Below are 14,818 nucleotides of genomic sequence, written 5' to 3' on the forward strand. Positions count from 1 at the left end.
TCGTGCTAGGTCGCCCCGACCTGATCTCCACAACATTCGCATTCGAGACCCATGGCCCTGAAAGTCGCCATCGTCGGGCTGCCCAATGTCGGCAAGTCGACCCTGTTCAACGCCCTGACCCAGACGGCGGCCGCCCAGGCGGCGAACTATCCGTTCTGCACCATCGAGCCGAACGTCGGCGACGTGGCCGTGCCCGAGGCGCGGCTGGAGGCGCTGGCCAAGATCGCCGGCTCCAAGGAGATCATCCCGGCCCGGATCAACTTCGTCGACGTCGCCGGCCTGGTGCGCGGCGCCTCCAAGGGCGAGGGCCTGGGCAACCAGTTCCTGGCCAACATCCGCGACTGCGACGCCGTGGCCTTCGTCGCCCGCTGCTTCGTCGACGACGACGTCACCCACGTCGAGGGCCGGGTCGATCCGCTGTCGGACCTGGAGATCATCGAGACCGAGCTGATGCTCGCCGACCTCGAGAGCCTGGAGAAGCGCGTCCCCAATCTCGAGAAACGCGCCCGCGCCGGCAGCGACAAGGAAAGCGCCAACACCCTGCGCTTGGTCAACCTGGCCCTGGAGCAGCTGCGCGAGGGCCGCCCCGCCCGCGCGGCGACGATCAGCAAGGAGGACGACAAGGGCTGGCGCATGCTGCAGTTGCTGACCGCCCTGCCGGCGCTCTATGTCTGCAACGTCGACGAGGGCTCGGCCGACAAGGGCAACGCCCTGTCCGACCTGGTCGCCGAGCGGGCGGCCAAGGACAAGGCCAGCGCCGTGGTCATCTCGGCCAAGATCGAAAGCGAGATCGCCCTTCTCGACGCCGGCGAGCGCGCCGAGTTCCTGGAGACCCTGGGCCTGGAGGAGCCGGGCCTGAACCGCCTGATCCACGAAGCCTACAAGCTGCTCGGCCTGCAGACCTATTTCACGGTCGGCCCCAAGGAAGCCCGCGCCTGGACCATCCATGTCGGCGACACCGCGCCCCAAGCGGCCGGCGTCATCCACACCGACTTCGAGAAGGGCTTCATCCGCGCCGAGACCATCCCCTACGCCGAATACATCCGCCTGAACGGCGAGGTCGGCGCCAAGGAGGCCGGCAAGATGCGGCTGGAGGGCAAGGAATACGTGGTGCAGGACGGCGACGTCATGCACTTCCGCTTCAACGCCTGAGGCCGGCCGGAGAAATCCGGCCCGCGGCCGTCGCGACTCGGGGCGTCAAGTCTGGTTCTGGACGCCCCGTCGCCTATCTGCTGGTCTCCAACGCGACGGAGGATCCCGCGTGAGCGACACCATCGAACTGACCAGCCCCATCGACGGCTTTTCCTTCACCGCCCTGCACGCGCAGCCGACCGGCCCGCGCAAGGGCGGCGTCATCGTCATCCAGGAGATCTTCGGCCTCGACCAGTACGTCCAGGCCGACGTCGACCGCTGGAGCGCCCTCGGTTTCGAGGTCGTCGCGCCGTCGATGTTCGACCGGCAGGAGCGCGGCTACGTCGCCGAGCATGACCCGGCCGGCTTCGAGACCGGCCGCAAGCACGTGTTCGCCAACGGCTTCGAGAACCCGATCGCCGACGTCCAGGCCTGCGTCGACTTCCTCAAGGCTCGCGGGCCGGTGTTCCTGGTCGGCTATTGCTACGGCGGGGCCATCACCTGGCTGGCGGCCAACAAGGTCGCCGGCCTGTCGGCGGCGGCGAGCTATTACGGCGGCATGGTCGCCCAGAACGCCAGCCTCACCCCGGCCTGCCCGGTCATCTGCCACTTCGGCCGCAAGGACCAGCACATCCCGGCCGACCAGACCAAGGCCGCCATCGAGGCCGCCCAGCCGAACGTGCCGGTCTATATCTACGAAGCCTCGGGCCACGGCTTCAACAACGACGGCCGGCCGGACTCCGACCTGGAGGACGCCAAGCTGGCCCGCCGCCGCACCCTGGAGCTGTTCCAGGCCAACGGGGCGGGATGATGGGCGAGCGGATCGCCCTGACCAACCCGGCGGACGGCTTCGCCTTCGGCGCCTATCACGCGCCGCCGGCCGAGGCCCGACGCGGGGGGCTGGTGATCCTGCACGCCATCTGGGGGGTGACGCCGCACCTGCGGGCCCTGGCCGACGACATGGCCGGCGAGGGCTACGAGGTGCTGGTTCCCAGCCTGTCCGACCGGTTCGAACCCGGCTTCCCGGACAACGACGTCGATCCCCCGCGCCTGCCCCGGCGCGAGGTCTGGGCCGAATCGGTCGGCTGGGGCGCCGGAACGCTCGGCGACGTGCAGACGGCCATCGACCATCTGGCCGGACCGGTGTTCGTGATGGGCTTCTGCTTCGGCGGCACCACGGCTTGGCTGGCCGCCAGCCGATGCACGGGGATCGCGGCGACGGCCTGCTTCTACGGCGGCGCCATCGCCCGCTATGTCGATGAGACCCCGCGCTGCCCGACCATCCTGCACTTCGGCAAGACCGACCCGCTGATCCCGCCGGACGAGGTGGCGGCGATCACCGCCGCCCACCCAGACATCCCGGCCTTCCTCTACGACGCCGGCCACGCCTTCGTCGCGCCCAACGCCTATCACGCCGACAGCGCCCGGCTGGCCATGCTGCGCACCCGGCAACTGTTCCAGCGCTCGGGCGGCGGCCGGGGCGAGGCCTGAAACGACGCCGCCCCGGCGTTCCTCATCAGCCCTTGATGAAGGCCAGCAGGTCCGGATTGATGACGTCGGCGTGCGTGGTGCACATGCCGTGCGGCAAGCCCGGATAGACCTTCAGCGTGCCGTGCTTGACCAGCTTGGCCGACAAAAGCGCGGAATCGGCGATCGGCACGATCTGGTCGTCGTCGCCGTGCAGGATCAGCACCGGCACGTCGATGGCCTTGAGGTCCTCGGTGAAGTCGGTTTCCGAAAACGCCTTGATGCACTCGTAGTGGGCGTTGGCCGCCCCCGTCATGCCCTGGCGCCACCAGTTGTCGATCACTCCCTCCGACACCTTCGCGCCGGGACGGTTGAAGCCGTAAAACGGTCCCGCCGGCACGTCGCGGAAGAACTGGGCCCGGTTGGCGGCCAGCGCCGCGCGGAAGCCGTCGAACAACTCGATCGGCAGGCCGCCGGGATTGGCCGGGGTCTTCAGCATGATCGGCGGCACCGCCCCGATCAGCACCGCCTTGGCGACCCGGCCCTTGCCGTGCCGGGCCACATAGCGCGCCACTTCGCCGCCGCCGGTGGAATGGCCGATGTGCACGGCGTCCTTCAGGTCCAGGTGCGCCGCCAGCGCCGCCACGTCGGCGGCGTAGGTGTCCATCTCGTGGCCGGACGCGGTCTGGCTGGAGCGGCCATGGCCGCGGCGGTCATGGGCGATCACCCGATAGCCGTGCTGCAGGAAGAACAGCATCTGGGCGTCCCAGTCGTCGGACGACAGCGGCCAGCCGTGATGGAAGACGATGGGCTGGCCGGAGCCCCAGTCCTTGTAGAAGATTTCGGTTCCGTCCTTGGTCTTGATCAAAGGCATGGGATGACCTCTCGTCGGGGCGGCGCGCCGCCGTGAACAGCGGAGACTGCGTCGCCGCGGGGAGGAGCCTCGGCTCCGACAACAAAGCGCGGCCGCGCAGAAGGTTCTTGCGGAAAGATTCGCACCAGGCGGCGGCTAGCTTCGGCCCAGCACCCGGCCGGCGACGGCGTCCAGCCTGGCCGCCAGGGCTGGATCGCGGGCGTGCGGCGGGGTGATGATCGCATCGTCGAGGCAGGTGTCAATCGGCGAGGGCGCGCGCTCGGCCGGCAGCAGGTCGGCCAGCCGCCGCACCAGCGTCCGCGCCTTGTCGGCGTTGTCGCGCAGCACCTTGAGGATGTCGCCGACCTCGACCGGCTCGCCCTCGTCGCGCCAGGCGTCGTAGTCGGTGACCATGGCCACGCTGGCGTAGGGCAGCTCGGCCTCGCGGGCGAGCTTGGCCTCGGGCATGTTGGTCATGCCGACGACGTCGCAGCCCCACGACCGGTAGAGCCGGCTCTCGGCCCGGGTCGAAAACTGCGGGCCTTCCATGGCCAGATAGGTCCCGCCCTCGAAGGTCGGGGCGCCAGCCGCCCTGGCCGCCCGCGCCGCCAGGGCCGACAGACGCGGGCAGACCGGGTCGGCCATCGAGACGTGGGCGACCAGCCCCTCGCCGAAGAAGCTCTTTTCGCGGGCGAAAGTCCGATCGACGAACTGGTCGACGACGACGAAGGCACCCGGCGGCAGGTGGTCGCGCAGGCTGCCGACCGCCGACAGCGCCAGGATGTCGGTGCAGCCCGCCCGCTTGAGGGCGTCGATGTTGGCGCGGGCGTTGACCGCCCCGGGCGGCAGGCGATGGCCCTGGCCATGCCGGGGCAGGAACACCAGTTCGACCCCGCCCAGCCGGCCGCGCGACAACGCGTCGGACGGCGCCCCCCAGGGCGTCGACGCCGTCTCGCGGCGGCGGTCCTCGAGATCCAGGTCGTAGAGCCCCGAGCCGCCGATGATCCCCAGCACCCAGCCCGTCATGCCGCCCTCCCCGCGCCTGCTTCGCGCCGCCAGCCTAGCTCCAGGCGCGTAGGAAGTCCGGCAGGCACGGCAGGAAATCGAGGGCGACGTGCAGCAGGACGACCAGGCCCAGGCTGCGCGTGCGGCTCCAGATCACGCCGAACAGCAGGCCGACGGGCGACAGGCCGGCGACCCCGAGGGCCATGGCCTGCAGCAGGCTGGCGCCCGGTCCGGCGTAACTCGCCTCCGGACGCAGATGCAAGCCCCAGGCGTGGCCCAGGCCGAACAGCAACGCCAGGAGGGCGGCCGCCCCCAGCGACGAGCCGAGCATGGCCTCCAGCCGCCCCTGCAGGCCGACACGGAACACGAACGCCTCGCCCAGGGCGACCGCCACGATCAGCCAGAGGAAGCAGGCCGGCGCGGCCCAGCCCAGGGTCGCCGCCGACGGGCGCAACGCGGCGACGCGGGCCAGGCTGGGCCCGGCGAACACCACGGCGGCGAGCAGGGCGGCGGCGGCGGCGATCAGGATCGCCCACGGTCCGAGCCGGCCCGCTCCGCGCGGCCCGCGCCATCGGCCGCCGACCGTGGCGACCAGAAGCGCCGGGGCCAGCCCGTAGGCGGCGATCCTGGCGGCGGTTCCGGCGACGGACCCGCCCGCCGTCCAGCCCGAGGCGACCAGCCCGTGGACGGTGAGGACCACGGCGGCGGCGGCCAGCAGCCGGCCGACCGGCCGCTCCGGCGACGACGGCGCGGCCGGCGCCAGCGCCCAGACCGCGGCGGAGGCCGCCAGGCCGGCCAGGCCGGTCAGAATGAAGGGAAACGCGGCGCCGGCCTCGGGCGCCTCAAGGAGAAACGCCGACGACGCCGCCCACAGGCCGGCGTAAATCATGACGCAGCCGGTCGTTACGCTTGATGATCGAGCCGGATCGCCCACCTCGATCCTCCCCAATGTTCTGTACTATGACGACTTCGTCGGGCGGACACTGCCTCGACCAGCCGGCGTCGCCAAATGAGACTTTGTTCATGATCGGGCCCAGGCCTTTGGCGTGGCGAGCGATCGGGCGGTTCCTCCCCCTGGCGGCCGCCCTGGCCTCGCCGTCCGCGGCGGCTTCGGCGGAACTGGCCTGCCGGATGGAAGGCGCCGTTCTGCTCGTTCCCGCGCGGGTGGCCGGGGTGGCCGGCGAATACATCCTCGACGCCGGCGCGCCGCGGACGCTGCTGCACGACACCCGCGCCCAGGGCGCCGGCCTGGACGTCGTCGCGCTGCGCGCGCCGGTCCGCGTCGGCGGCGTCGATCTGGGCGAAGCCGCCATCGCAGTGGTCGACCTGGACGCCCGCACCCGCCGCCTGCCGATCCCGGCGGCCGGCGTGATCGGGTCGGACGTCCTGTCGCGGCGGACAGTCGACATCCGTTTCTCGCCGTGCCGGGTCGCGTTTCTTCCCCCCGCCGGCCGCGCGGCGGCCAGGGGGCGGCGCCTGCCGATGCGGCTGATCGACGGCGCGCCGGCGGTCGAGGCCGCCGTCTCCGACGGCGCGACCAGCCGCCGGGGCTGGTTTCGCGTCGACACCGGATCGCCGCTAGCGGTCAGCCTGTCCGCCGACGGGGCCGTCGCCCTGGACGAGGCCAGCCGTCCCGTCGCGCCGGAAACCACGTCCCCTGACGCCGTCCGCCCGCGCCTGGGCCAGCTGCGGGCGCTGTCGGTGGGCGCGATGCTGATCGAGAACCCGCCAGCGGGGCTGGCCCAGGTTCAGGCCGGGCTGGCCGGGGCGCTGGGCGCGCCGGTGTGGATGACCGCCGGCCGTCTGCGGCTCGACTACGCCCATGGCGATCTGATGCTCGGCCCGCCCTGATCCCCGGCCAAGCAAAAGGCCCGCCGGATCGCTCCGGCGGGCCCTTGCATCGCGTCCGGCGCGAGCGCGTCCAGGTCAGTGCGACTGGTTGCGCCACACCCGGCGGTAGCTCGCATAGAGCAGACCGGCGAAGGCGATGAGATAGATCATCACCGCGAAGCCGACCTGCTTGCGCTCGACCATCTTGGGCTCGGCCGCCCACATCAGGAACGCCGCGACGTCCTTGGCTTCCTGCTCGACGGTGGCCTTGGTGCCGTCGTCATAGGTCACCTTGTCGGCGGTCAGGGGCGGAGGCATGGCGATGAAGCCGCCTTCCGGCGTCTTGTGCTTGTCGCCGCTCCAGTACGAGCCCAGGTCCCCCGACATGTAGGGGTTGTAGTGCTGGGTCGGACCGGCCTTGAGCCCGGCGGGCGGCGCCTCGTAGCCGGTCAGGATCGAGTAGATGTAGGCCGGGCCGCCTTCGCGGGCCTTGGCCATCACCGACAGGTCCGGCGGCGCGGCGCCGCCGTTGCCGGCCGCCGCGGCGGCGGTGTTGGCGTAGGGCGAGGGGAAGTGGTCGGCCGCGGTGGCCGGACGCTTCACCGGATCGCCGGTCTCGGAATCGATGTCGTCGACCTGATAGTCCTTGGCGAGCGCCTTAACGTACGGGCTCTCGTTCGGGTTCTTGTACTTGGGGTCGTAGAACGGTCCGCCCGGCTGGGCCAGGTTGCGGAAGCTGACCAGGTTCATCGAGTGACAGGTCGCGCAGACCTCGCGATAGACCTTGTAGCCCCGCTGGAGCTGGGCCTGGTCGAACTTGCCGAACGGGCCTTCGAAGCTCCAGTGGACGTCCTTCGGCTCCTTGTGGGTGGTCGCCGCCTGAGCCGAGGCCCCCGCCAGCGCCAAGCCGAGCGCGGCTGCGAGAACGATACCTTTGCGCAGCATCGGGGCTCAGTCCTTCTTGGAGTGGTCGCCGGCGAGCACGGGCGACGAGATGGATTCGGGAACCGGCAGCGGCTTCTCGCGCAGACCCAGGACCGGCAGGATCACCAGGAAGTAGGCGAAGTAGTAGAAGGTCGCGATCCGGGACAGCCACACGAAGTTCAGGCCGATCGGACCGGCGTCGGTCTCGCCCACCTTGATGACCATGTCGTCCGGCAGGTTGCCGCCGCACCAGCCCAGGACCAGGCAGGCCGCCAGGAAGATGAAGAAGAACAGCCGGGCGGTCGGACGGTAGCGCATCGAGCGCACCTTGGACGTATCGAGCCAGGGCAGGATGAACAGCATGCCGATGGCGCCGAACATCAGCAGCACGCCGCCGAGCTTGTCCGGCACCGCGCGCAGGATGGCGTAGAACGGCAGGAAGTACCATTCAGGCACGATGTGCGCCGGCGTCACCAGCGGGTTGGCCGGGATGTAGTTGTCGGCGTGGCCCATGGCGTTCGGGTTGAAGAACACGAAGGCCGCGAACAGGATCAGGAACAGCACCATGCCGAACCCGTCCTTGACGGTGGCGTAGGGCGTGAACGGCACCGTGTCGGCCTTGGACTTGGGATCGACGCCGGTGGGGTTGTTCTGGCCGGTGACGTGCAGGGCCCAGATGTGCAGCACCACGACGCCGGCGATCATGAACGGCAGCAGATAGTGCAGCGAGAAGAAGCGGTTCAGGGTCGGGTTGTCGACCGCGAAGCCGCCCCACAGCCAGGTGGTGATGGCGTCGCCGACCACCGGGAAGGCGCCCAGCAGGTTGGTGATGACGACCGCGCCGTGGAACGACATCTGGCCCCAGGGCAGCACGTAGCCCATGAAGGCGGTGGCCATCATCAGCAGGTAGATGACGCAGCCCAGGATCCACAGCACCTCGCGCGGGGCCTTGTACGAGCCGTAGTACAGGCCGCGGAAGATGTGGATGTACACCGCCAGCAGGAACATCGAGGCGCCGTTGGCGTGCAGGTAGCGGATCAGCCAACCGTAGTTGACGTCGCGCATGATGCTTTCGACGCTGGCGAAGGCGTGGCCGGCGCTGGGGTCGTAGTGCATGGCCAGCACCACGCCCGAGACGATCTGCAGGCCCAGGCACAGCGACAGGATGCCGCCGAAGGTCCACCAGTAGTTCAGGTTCCGGGGCGTCGGGTAGTCGACGAAGCTGTCATAGCCCAGCCGGACGATCGGCAGGCGGGTGTCCAGCCAGCGGGTGAAAGCCGTTTTCGGCTCGTAGGTCGAATGTCCGCTCATGGGTCCTATCAGCCGATCTTGACCTTGGTGTCGGAAAGGAACGCGTAGTCAGGCATCACCAGGTTCTTGGGCGCCGGACCTTTGCGGATGCGGCCGGCGGTGTCGTAGACCGAGCCGTGGCACGGGCAGAACCAGCCGCCGTAGTCGCCGCCGCCGAAGGTGGGCACGCAGCCGAGGTGGGTGCAGGTGCCGACCAGGATCAGCCATTGCGCCTTGCCGGGCTTGTGACGCTCGGCGTCGGTCTGCGGGTCGCGCATCTCGGCGTGGTCGTCCTTGACCGCCGCGGCGATTTCCTTGGCCGTGCGGTTGCGCACGAACACCGGCTTGCCCCGCCACTTGACCACGACCTGCTGGCCCTCGGCCACCTTGGTCAGGTCGAACTCGATCGACGCCAGGGCCAGGGTGTCGGCGGCCGGGTTCATCTGGTCGATGAACGGCCAGGCGATTCCGACGCCAGCCCCGGCCGCGGCCGCGACCGCAGCGATGTGGATGAAGTCGCGCCGGCTCGGATCGTCGGCCACGTGCCCGTCGCCGGGTTTGGTTTCCACCACGGTGTCAGCCACCTTGAGCACCCTTCGATATCGAACGCCGTCGCTTGCGTTCGGAAAGCTTCCATGCGGGCCCGACCGGACCCCCGTCCCCATTCCGTCTGCGACACATGGCGGGCCTTGAACAGCGGCTCAGGGTTGCAGCAGAACGCCGCAACAGTTTACCGCCTGAGTCGTCGTCAGCCCGCCGACGTGCCGTGGAATGGACCGCTTAGAATGCGTGTGGCGCTTTTTCAACCGGACATTCCGCAAAATGTCGGAGCGGCCATCCGTCTGGCCGCCTGTCTGGCCGTCCCGCTGGACGTCATCGAGCCCTGCGCGTTTCCGCTTTCCGACAAATCCGTGCGCCGCGCGGCGATGGATTACGCAGCGTCGGCCGAGGTTTCGCGGCACGATTCCTGGGCGGCGTTCCTGGCCGCGCCGGCCCGCGCCGAGGGCCGGCTGCTGCTGTTCTCGACCCGGGCGGCCGAACCGTTCCAGCACTTCGCCTACGCCCCCGGCGACACCCTGCTGTTCGGCAGCGAGAGCGCCGGCGTCCCCGAGGCGGCGCACGCGGCCGCCGACCATCGCCTGTTCATCCCCCTGGCCCCCGGGGCGCGGTCCCTGAACGTGATCACGGCCGCCGCCATGGCCCTGGCCGAGGGGCTGCGTCAGACAAATGCTTTTCCCACATAAATTGTAGGGCTATAGAGCCCTCACGATCAATCCGAATGAGCGACGCCCCATGACCGAATCCGCCCTGCTCGACGCGCGCAAGGCCCAGGCCCGCGCCTGGTTCGAATCCCTGCGCGACCGGATCATGGCCGCCTTCGAGGCGCTGGAGGACGCCGCGCCGGCCGCGCTCTACGGCCCGACGCCCGGCCGGTTCGACAGGAAGCCCTGGACGCGCGAAGCCGGCGGCGGCGGCGTGATGGGCATGATGCACGGCCGCTTCTTCGAGAAGGTCGGGGTGCACGTCTCGACCGTGCACGGGACCTTCCCCCCCGACATGGCCAAGACCGTCCCCGGCGCCGCCGAGGACCCGCGCTTCTTCGCCACCGGGATCAGCCTGATCGCCCACATGGCCAATCCGCGCGTGCCGGCCGTGCATATGAACACCCGCTTCATCGCCACCACGAAGAGCTGGTTCGGCGGCGGCGGCGACCTGACCCCCCTGCTGGCCGACCAGCGCCGGCAGGACGCCCCCGACGCGGCGGTCTTCCACGCGGCGTTCAAGCGCGCCTGCGACGCCCACGACCCGGCCTGGCACCCGAAATACAAGGCCTGGTGCGACGAGTACTTCTTCCTGCCGCATCGCAACGAGCCGCGCGGCGTCGGCGGCATCTTCTACGACCACCACGACAGCGGCGACTGGGACCGCGACTTCGCCTTCACCCGCGACGTCGGCGAGGCCTTCCTGGAGGTCTATCCCAAGATCGCCCGCCATCGCATGGACGAGCCCTGGACCCCGGCCGAGCGCGAGGAGCAGTTGGTCCAGCGCGGCCGCTACGTCGAGTTCAACCTGCTCTACGACCGCGGCACCACCTTCGGCCTGAAGACCGGCGGCAACGTCGAATCGATCCTCAGCTCGATGCCGCCCGTGGTGAAGTGGCCGTAGGCTTCCACCCCGCTACCTCATCCCGGCCGCAGCGCCCGAAGGGCGCGGAGCGCCGGGACCCAAGCTAAGCCTCAGCCGCCGCATGGATCCCGGCTCGCCCCTGCGGGGTGTCCGGGATGACGGCGCACAGTGGCGGTAAGGTCGGGCCAGCCGACATCCGCCGAAGCGGACGGCCCCCGGTCTGAGAAGGGTGGCTAGCGGCCCTTGGCCGATGAACTGTTCGCCAGCCTTGCGATAGTCATGTTGTACGTCGACGCATAACCCTCCGCGACTGACCGAAGCTCTTGGCAACCTTCAGTCGTGGTGTCGCTCGTTTCGGTCAGCATGACGTGAGGTAACAGGCTAACTAAGTCCTCGCTCACGCCGGGGACCGTACCAACATATCCGCCCAGCATAACTAAGTGATTGTCGCCGCGCGCGTGCGCCGCTTCGGCGTCCGCAGTTGCATCTGCAGCTTTTAGCCTTTCAAGGCTCGGGCAACCGCGTGCTCTCCCGCGCTGAGAGGACAGATCGACGACGTACGCCCCAGCCGCCAGCAGCACTATGCCCAGCAATGCCGTAGTTGCGATCCGCTTCATCATGGCCTCCGCCAGGGGTCGTAAAGCCGCGTCAGCCGCTTGATTGCTTGCATCGTCGCAGGCCTCGACCAGACGGAACGGCCTCAGGCCTGCTTCACCCAGGCGATGACGAAGCCGTCGTGGCCCTTGCTTCCCACCGTCTGCACGGCGGTGCCCTCGACGCGGGGTTCGGCGGCCAGCATGTCCATCAGCCGGCGCACGCCCAGGACGGCCGGATCGGCGGTCCCGGCCTCGATCACCCGGCCGGCGCGGACGACGTTGTCGACCACGATCACCGAGCCGGGCCGCGACAGCCTGAGCGCCCAGGCGAAATAGTCGGCGTTGCTCTGCTTGTCCGCGTCGATGAAGGCGAGGTCGAACGGCCCCACGCCCTCGGCGGCGAGCTTGGGCAAGGTCTCCAGCGCCGGCCCGAGCCGCAGGTCGATCAGGTCGGACAGGCCGGCCCGCTCGAAATTGGCGCGCGCCACCTCGGCGTTGCGCGGATCGATCTCCAGGGTGGTCAGGCGGCCGCCCGGCGCCAGGGCCCGGGCCAGCCAGATGGCGCTGTAGCCGCCCAGCGCGCCGATCTCGAGGATGCGCCTCGCGCCGACCATGCGGGCCAGCAGATGCAGGAGCTTGCCCTGGTTCGGCGCGACGTCGATCGCCGGCAGGCCCGCCGCCCGCGCCGCCGCGAGCGCCCCGTCCAGCGCCGGGTCAGCGGGAACCAGACGGTCGATCAGATAGCCGTCGATCGCCGTCCATTGCGCCTGGGTCATCGCCGCCTGCTCCTTCGCCGGTGAGTCGCCGCTAGTAGGCCATGCCCTGGGCCACGGCCTTGAGCCGTTCGATGGCCGAGAACTTGTCGTCGATGAAGTCGTGGTCGATCCACCAGGCCTCGACCTCGCGCAGCACCTCGCCGACCATCGGCCCGCGCGGCACCCCGGCCTTGACCACGTCCTCGCCGTTCAGCGGGAAGGCCGGCGGGGCCCAGGTCGCGCCGACCGCCAGCAGGCCGCGCCATTGCGGCGTGGTCGCCGGGCGGTCCGAGGCGGCCCAGGCCAAGCGCACCCGGTCGGCGAAGGCCTCGGCGCCCAGGCGATAGACCAGCCGCCGCGCCTCGCGCGGGCTGGCCCACGAGACGATGCGCGGATCGGTCCCCAGGGCCGCCGTCAGCCGGTCGCGCTGGGCGTTGGACAGGCGCAGCCGCTCGGCCGCGCGCAACGCCGCCGCCGGATCGTCCGGCAGCAGGGCGGCCAGGCGCAGCAGGGCGTCGTTCTCGAACAGCTGGTCGGTCTGGACCTCGACCAACCGCTCCAGGCGGGCCGTCCCGACGGCTTCGGGCAGGATCTCGGCCAGCACGCCGGTCTGGGCCATCAGGCGGACCGTCGGGCGCGGATCGTCAGCGGCCAGCAGCTTGAGCAGCTCCTTGGCCGTCCGCTCGGCCGAGACCGCCGGCAGCAGGCCCTTGAGGCGGGCGCAGGCGGCCAGCGCCCCGGCGTCCGGCTCGCCCCGCCCGTACCAGGCGGTGAAGCGGAAGAAGCGCAGGATGCGCAGGTGGTCCTCGCGGATGCGGGTCTCGGCGTCGCCGACGAACACGATCCGCCCGGCCAGGGCGTCGTCGATCCCGCAGCCGACCGGGTCGAACACCGTCCCGCCGGCGTCGGCGTAGAGGGCGTTCAGCCTGAAGTCGCGCCGCGCCGCGTCCTCGCTCCAGTCTTCGGTGAAGGCCACCACCGCCCGGCGGCCGTCGGTCTCGATGTCGCGGCGCAGGGTGGTGATCTCGAACGGCCGCCCGCCGGAGACGGCGGTGACGGTGCCGTGCTCGACCCCGGTGGGAACCGCCTTGAGCCCCGCCGCCTCGATGGCGGCGATCACCGCCTCGGGCCGCAGGACGGTGGCGATGTCGACGTCGTCGACCGGCCTGCGCATCAGGGCGTTGCGCACGCAGCCCCCGACGAAGCGCGCGCAGTCCGGCCCGCCGGCGGCCTCCAGCGCGGCCATCACCGCCCGGGTCTCCGGCGCGGTCAGCCAGGGCTGCGCGCCGACGCCTGCGGCCTCATCCTTCGCGGCGACCATTCCCATTCCTCACCTCTTGTCGAACCGGCCCGGGACGATCCTGCCGTCGCCGGACGCTTCCGCGGGCACATAGACCTTGGCCCGGTTGTCGTCATGAAACACCGCCCCGGCCATCAGGGACAGGGCGAACAGCGCCGCCGCGATCGCCGCCAGCCAGGCCCAGGGCGTCGCCCCCATCGGCCGGCCCGAGCGCCGCGCGATCTCGCGCCAGACGAACCAGACCACGAACGGCAGGGCCAGCAGCACCAGCCGCGACAGGACGATCCTAAGCAACCGCTTCCCCGTACAGCCGCTCATAGAGGCCGCGCAGCATCCCCGCCGTCGCGCCCCAGATGAACCACTGCTCGTAGGGCATGGCGTAGAAGTAGCGCCGCCCGCCGCCCGGCGTCTCGCGCGACTGGCGCTGGTGGTTGGCCGGGTTCATCAGGAACTCGAACGGGGCCTCGAAGACGTCGGCGACCTCGTCGGGATTGGCCTTGAGCGTGAAGCCGGGCTCGATCCAGCCGACCACCGGCGTGACATAGAAGCCGGTGACCGTCTGGTAGCCGCTGAGCAGGCCCAGCGGACGCGCGAAGCTCGACTCCAGGCCGATCTCCTCCCAGGCCTCGCGCAGCGCGGTCTCGACCGGCGTCTCGCCGGGGTCGCAACCGCCGCCGGGAAAGGCGATCTGGCCGGTGTGGCTGCGCAGGGCGTCCGAGCGCCGGGTCAGGATGACGTTGAGCCCATGCTCGCGCTCGACCAGCGGGACCAGCACCGCCGCCGCCCGCAGCGAAGCCAGCTCGCCCCGGCGCAACTCGGGATTGAGGTCGTAGTCCGAATGCGCGGCGGCGCGCCCCGGATGGTGGGCGTCCAGCGGGTCGAGCCGGCCGGCGATCCAGTCGCGCAGCTCGCCGGGCGGGGCGTCCGGGCTCATGGCCGCGCCGCCTCGGCCGGGCCGATGGGGAACCAGGCGCCGTTGGAGGCGACGCCCAGCCGCCCGGCGTCGGCCGCGCCGGGGGCGGCCATCTCCACCAGCTCGTAGAACACCGGCCGGGCGATGCGCGCCTCCAGCCCCCGCCGCACGTGCACATAGGGGCGGGGCTCGCCGGTGACGGGGTCCTCCTCGACGCGGATGGGGTTTTCCGGCCCGGCCTCGACCTCGTCGCCGACATTGGTGACGAAACGCAGGGCCTCGCCCACACGGTCGACGCGGACGGCGACGAACGGCGCGTCCTCGACGACGATGCGCATCTTCTCAACCGGCGTGACCAAATGGAAACCGTCGGGGTCCTTGCGCAGCACGGTGGAGAACAGCCGCACCAGGGCCTCGCGGCCGATCGGCGTCCCCTCGTGCACCCACGCGCCGTCGCGGCGGATGACGATGTCGATTTCGCCGCAATGGGCGGGATTCCACAGGTGGACGGGCGGCGGCCCGCGCCCCGGAGCCTGGGCGCGGGCCGCCGAGGCCACGGCGTCGAGGCCGGTTTTGGACTCAAGGTCTGTCATCATCGACAATCTAGGTCGCGCACGGCGCGAGGCA

At 70.7% G+C, this 14,818-nt stretch carries 18 protein-coding genes; 6 read left to right on the forward strand and 12 right to left on the reverse strand.

Annotation, left to right across the window (positions count from 1 at the left end):
• Window positions 1-51 precede the first annotated feature (51 nt).
• From ychF to C5708_RS10550, 3 genes are all read left to right on the forward strand, one after another.
• A complete protein-coding gene (gene ychF / locus C5708_RS10540) occupies window positions 52-1,152 on the forward strand; it encodes a redox-regulated ATPase YchF (protein WP_242920751.1) in 1,101 nt (366 codons plus the stop codon).
• 109 nt (window positions 1,153-1,261) lie between these two features.
• Complete coding sequence (locus C5708_RS10545) at window positions 1,262-1,942, forward strand: dienelactone hydrolase family protein (RefSeq protein WP_242920753.1); 681 nt, start codon at window positions 1,262-1,264, stop codon at window positions 1,940-1,942.
• Window positions 1,942-2,622 (forward strand): dienelactone hydrolase family protein, encoded by a 681-nt coding sequence (locus tag C5708_RS10550; RefSeq protein ID WP_242920755.1) that lies wholly within the window; start codon window positions 1,942-1,944, stop codon window positions 2,620-2,622. Before C5708_RS10545 ends, C5708_RS10550 begins: the two co-directional genes overlap by 1 nt.
• Before the next feature lie 25 nt (window positions 2,623-2,647).
• On the opposite strand, the gene C5708_RS10555 is transcribed toward C5708_RS10550, so the two are convergent.
• The 3 genes from C5708_RS10555 to C5708_RS10565 form a co-directional block, all read right to left on the reverse strand.
• Window positions 2,648-3,472 carry an alpha/beta hydrolase gene (locus tag C5708_RS10555; protein ID WP_242920757.1) on the reverse strand — a complete coding sequence of 275 codons (825 nt, stop codon included), beginning with the start codon at window positions 3,470-3,472 and terminating at the stop codon, window positions 2,648-2,650.
• Between the two features lie 135 nt (window positions 3,473-3,607).
• Window positions 3,608-4,477 carry an S-methyl-5'-thioadenosine phosphorylase gene (locus C5708_RS10560; RefSeq protein WP_242920759.1) on the reverse strand — a complete coding sequence of 290 codons (870 nt, stop codon included), beginning with the start codon at window positions 4,475-4,477 and terminating at the stop codon, window positions 3,608-3,610.
• Between the two features lie 34 nt (window positions 4,478-4,511).
• Entirely contained in the window at window positions 4,512-5,345 is an 834-nt protein-coding gene (locus C5708_RS10565; protein ID WP_242920768.1) for a CPBP family glutamic-type intramembrane protease, read from the reverse strand.
• 242 nt (window positions 5,346-5,587) lie between these two features.
• On the opposite strand from C5708_RS10565, the gene C5708_RS10570 reads away from it, so the two are divergent.
• Window positions 5,588-6,307: a retropepsin-like domain-containing protein gene (locus tag C5708_RS10570; RefSeq protein WP_242920770.1), complete on the forward strand. Its 720-nt coding sequence runs from the start codon at window positions 5,588-5,590 to the stop codon at window positions 6,305-6,307.
• A 75-nt stretch (window positions 6,308-6,382) separates the two neighbouring features.
• Here the strand turns inward: C5708_RS10570 and C5708_RS10575 are convergent, their stop codons facing one another.
• Genes C5708_RS10575 through petA form a run of 3 tightly spaced genes read right to left on the reverse strand, consistent with a single transcriptional unit; the run spans window position 6,383 to window position 9,072 of the window.
• Complete coding sequence (locus C5708_RS10575) at window positions 6,383-7,231, reverse strand: cytochrome c1 (protein ID WP_242920772.1); 849 nt, start codon at window positions 7,229-7,231, stop codon at window positions 6,383-6,385.
• Between the two features lie 6 nt (window positions 7,232-7,237).
• The gene (locus C5708_RS10580) at window positions 7,238-8,521 is read right to left on the reverse strand and encodes a cytochrome b N-terminal domain-containing protein (RefSeq protein ID WP_242920774.1); all 1,284 of its coding nucleotides are present in this window, start codon (window positions 8,519-8,521) and stop codon (window positions 7,238-7,240) included.
• 8 nt (window positions 8,522-8,529) lie between these two features.
• Window positions 8,530-9,072: a ubiquinol-cytochrome c reductase iron-sulfur subunit gene (gene petA, locus C5708_RS10585; protein ID WP_242921097.1), complete on the reverse strand. Its 543-nt coding sequence runs from the start codon at window positions 9,070-9,072 to the stop codon at window positions 8,530-8,532.
• Window positions 9,073-9,285: 213 nt separating this feature from the next.
• Between petA and C5708_RS10590 the strand changes: the two genes are divergently transcribed.
• Window positions 9,286-9,744 (forward strand): TrmH family RNA methyltransferase, encoded by a 459-nt coding sequence (locus C5708_RS10590; protein WP_242920776.1) that lies wholly within the window; start codon window positions 9,286-9,288, stop codon window positions 9,742-9,744.
• Between the two features lie 49 nt (window positions 9,745-9,793).
• The gene (gene hemF / locus C5708_RS10595; RefSeq protein WP_242920778.1) at window positions 9,794-10,666 is read left to right on the forward strand and encodes an oxygen-dependent coproporphyrinogen oxidase; all 873 of its coding nucleotides are present in this window, start codon (window positions 9,794-9,796) and stop codon (window positions 10,664-10,666) included.
• Between the two features lie 194 nt (window positions 10,667-10,860).
• On the opposite strand, the gene C5708_RS10600 is transcribed toward hemF, so the two are convergent.
• From C5708_RS10600 to C5708_RS10625, 6 genes are all read right to left on the reverse strand, one after another.
• Window positions 10,861-11,247, reverse strand: coding sequence for a hypothetical protein (locus tag C5708_RS10600; RefSeq protein ID WP_242920780.1), 387 nt, complete (start codon window positions 11,245-11,247; stop codon window positions 10,861-10,863).
• Window positions 11,248-11,327: 80 nt separating this feature from the next.
• Complete coding sequence (locus C5708_RS10605) at window positions 11,328-11,999, reverse strand: O-methyltransferase (RefSeq protein ID WP_242920782.1); 672 nt, start codon at window positions 11,997-11,999, stop codon at window positions 11,328-11,330.
• A gap of 31 nt (window positions 12,000-12,030) precedes the next feature.
• A complete protein-coding gene (locus tag C5708_RS10610) occupies window positions 12,031-13,299 on the reverse strand; it encodes a CCA tRNA nucleotidyltransferase (protein WP_242920785.1) in 1,269 nt (422 codons plus the stop codon).
• Between the two features lie 9 nt (window positions 13,300-13,308).
• Window positions 13,309-13,572, reverse strand: a complete 264-nt coding sequence (locus C5708_RS10615) for a DUF6111 family protein (RefSeq protein WP_242920786.1) — start codon at window positions 13,570-13,572, stop codon at window positions 13,309-13,311.
• On the reverse strand, window positions 13,565-14,212 hold the full coding sequence (locus C5708_RS10620) for a CoA pyrophosphatase (RefSeq protein ID WP_242920788.1): 648 nt from the start codon (window positions 14,210-14,212) through the stop codon (window positions 13,565-13,567). The genes C5708_RS10615 and C5708_RS10620 overlap by 8 nt, the downstream gene beginning before the upstream one ends.
• A complete protein-coding gene (locus tag C5708_RS10625; RefSeq protein ID WP_242920790.1) occupies window positions 14,209-14,784 on the reverse strand; it encodes a DUF1285 domain-containing protein in 576 nt (191 codons plus the stop codon). Before C5708_RS10625 ends, C5708_RS10620 begins: the two co-directional genes overlap by 4 nt.
• Between the last annotated feature and the right edge of the window lie 34 nt (window positions 14,785-14,818).

The sequence above is a fragment of the Caulobacter sp. CCUG 60055 genome, from assembly GCF_022750545.1.
Classification (GTDB): Bacteria; Pseudomonadota; Alphaproteobacteria; order Caulobacterales; family Caulobacteraceae; genus PUIC01.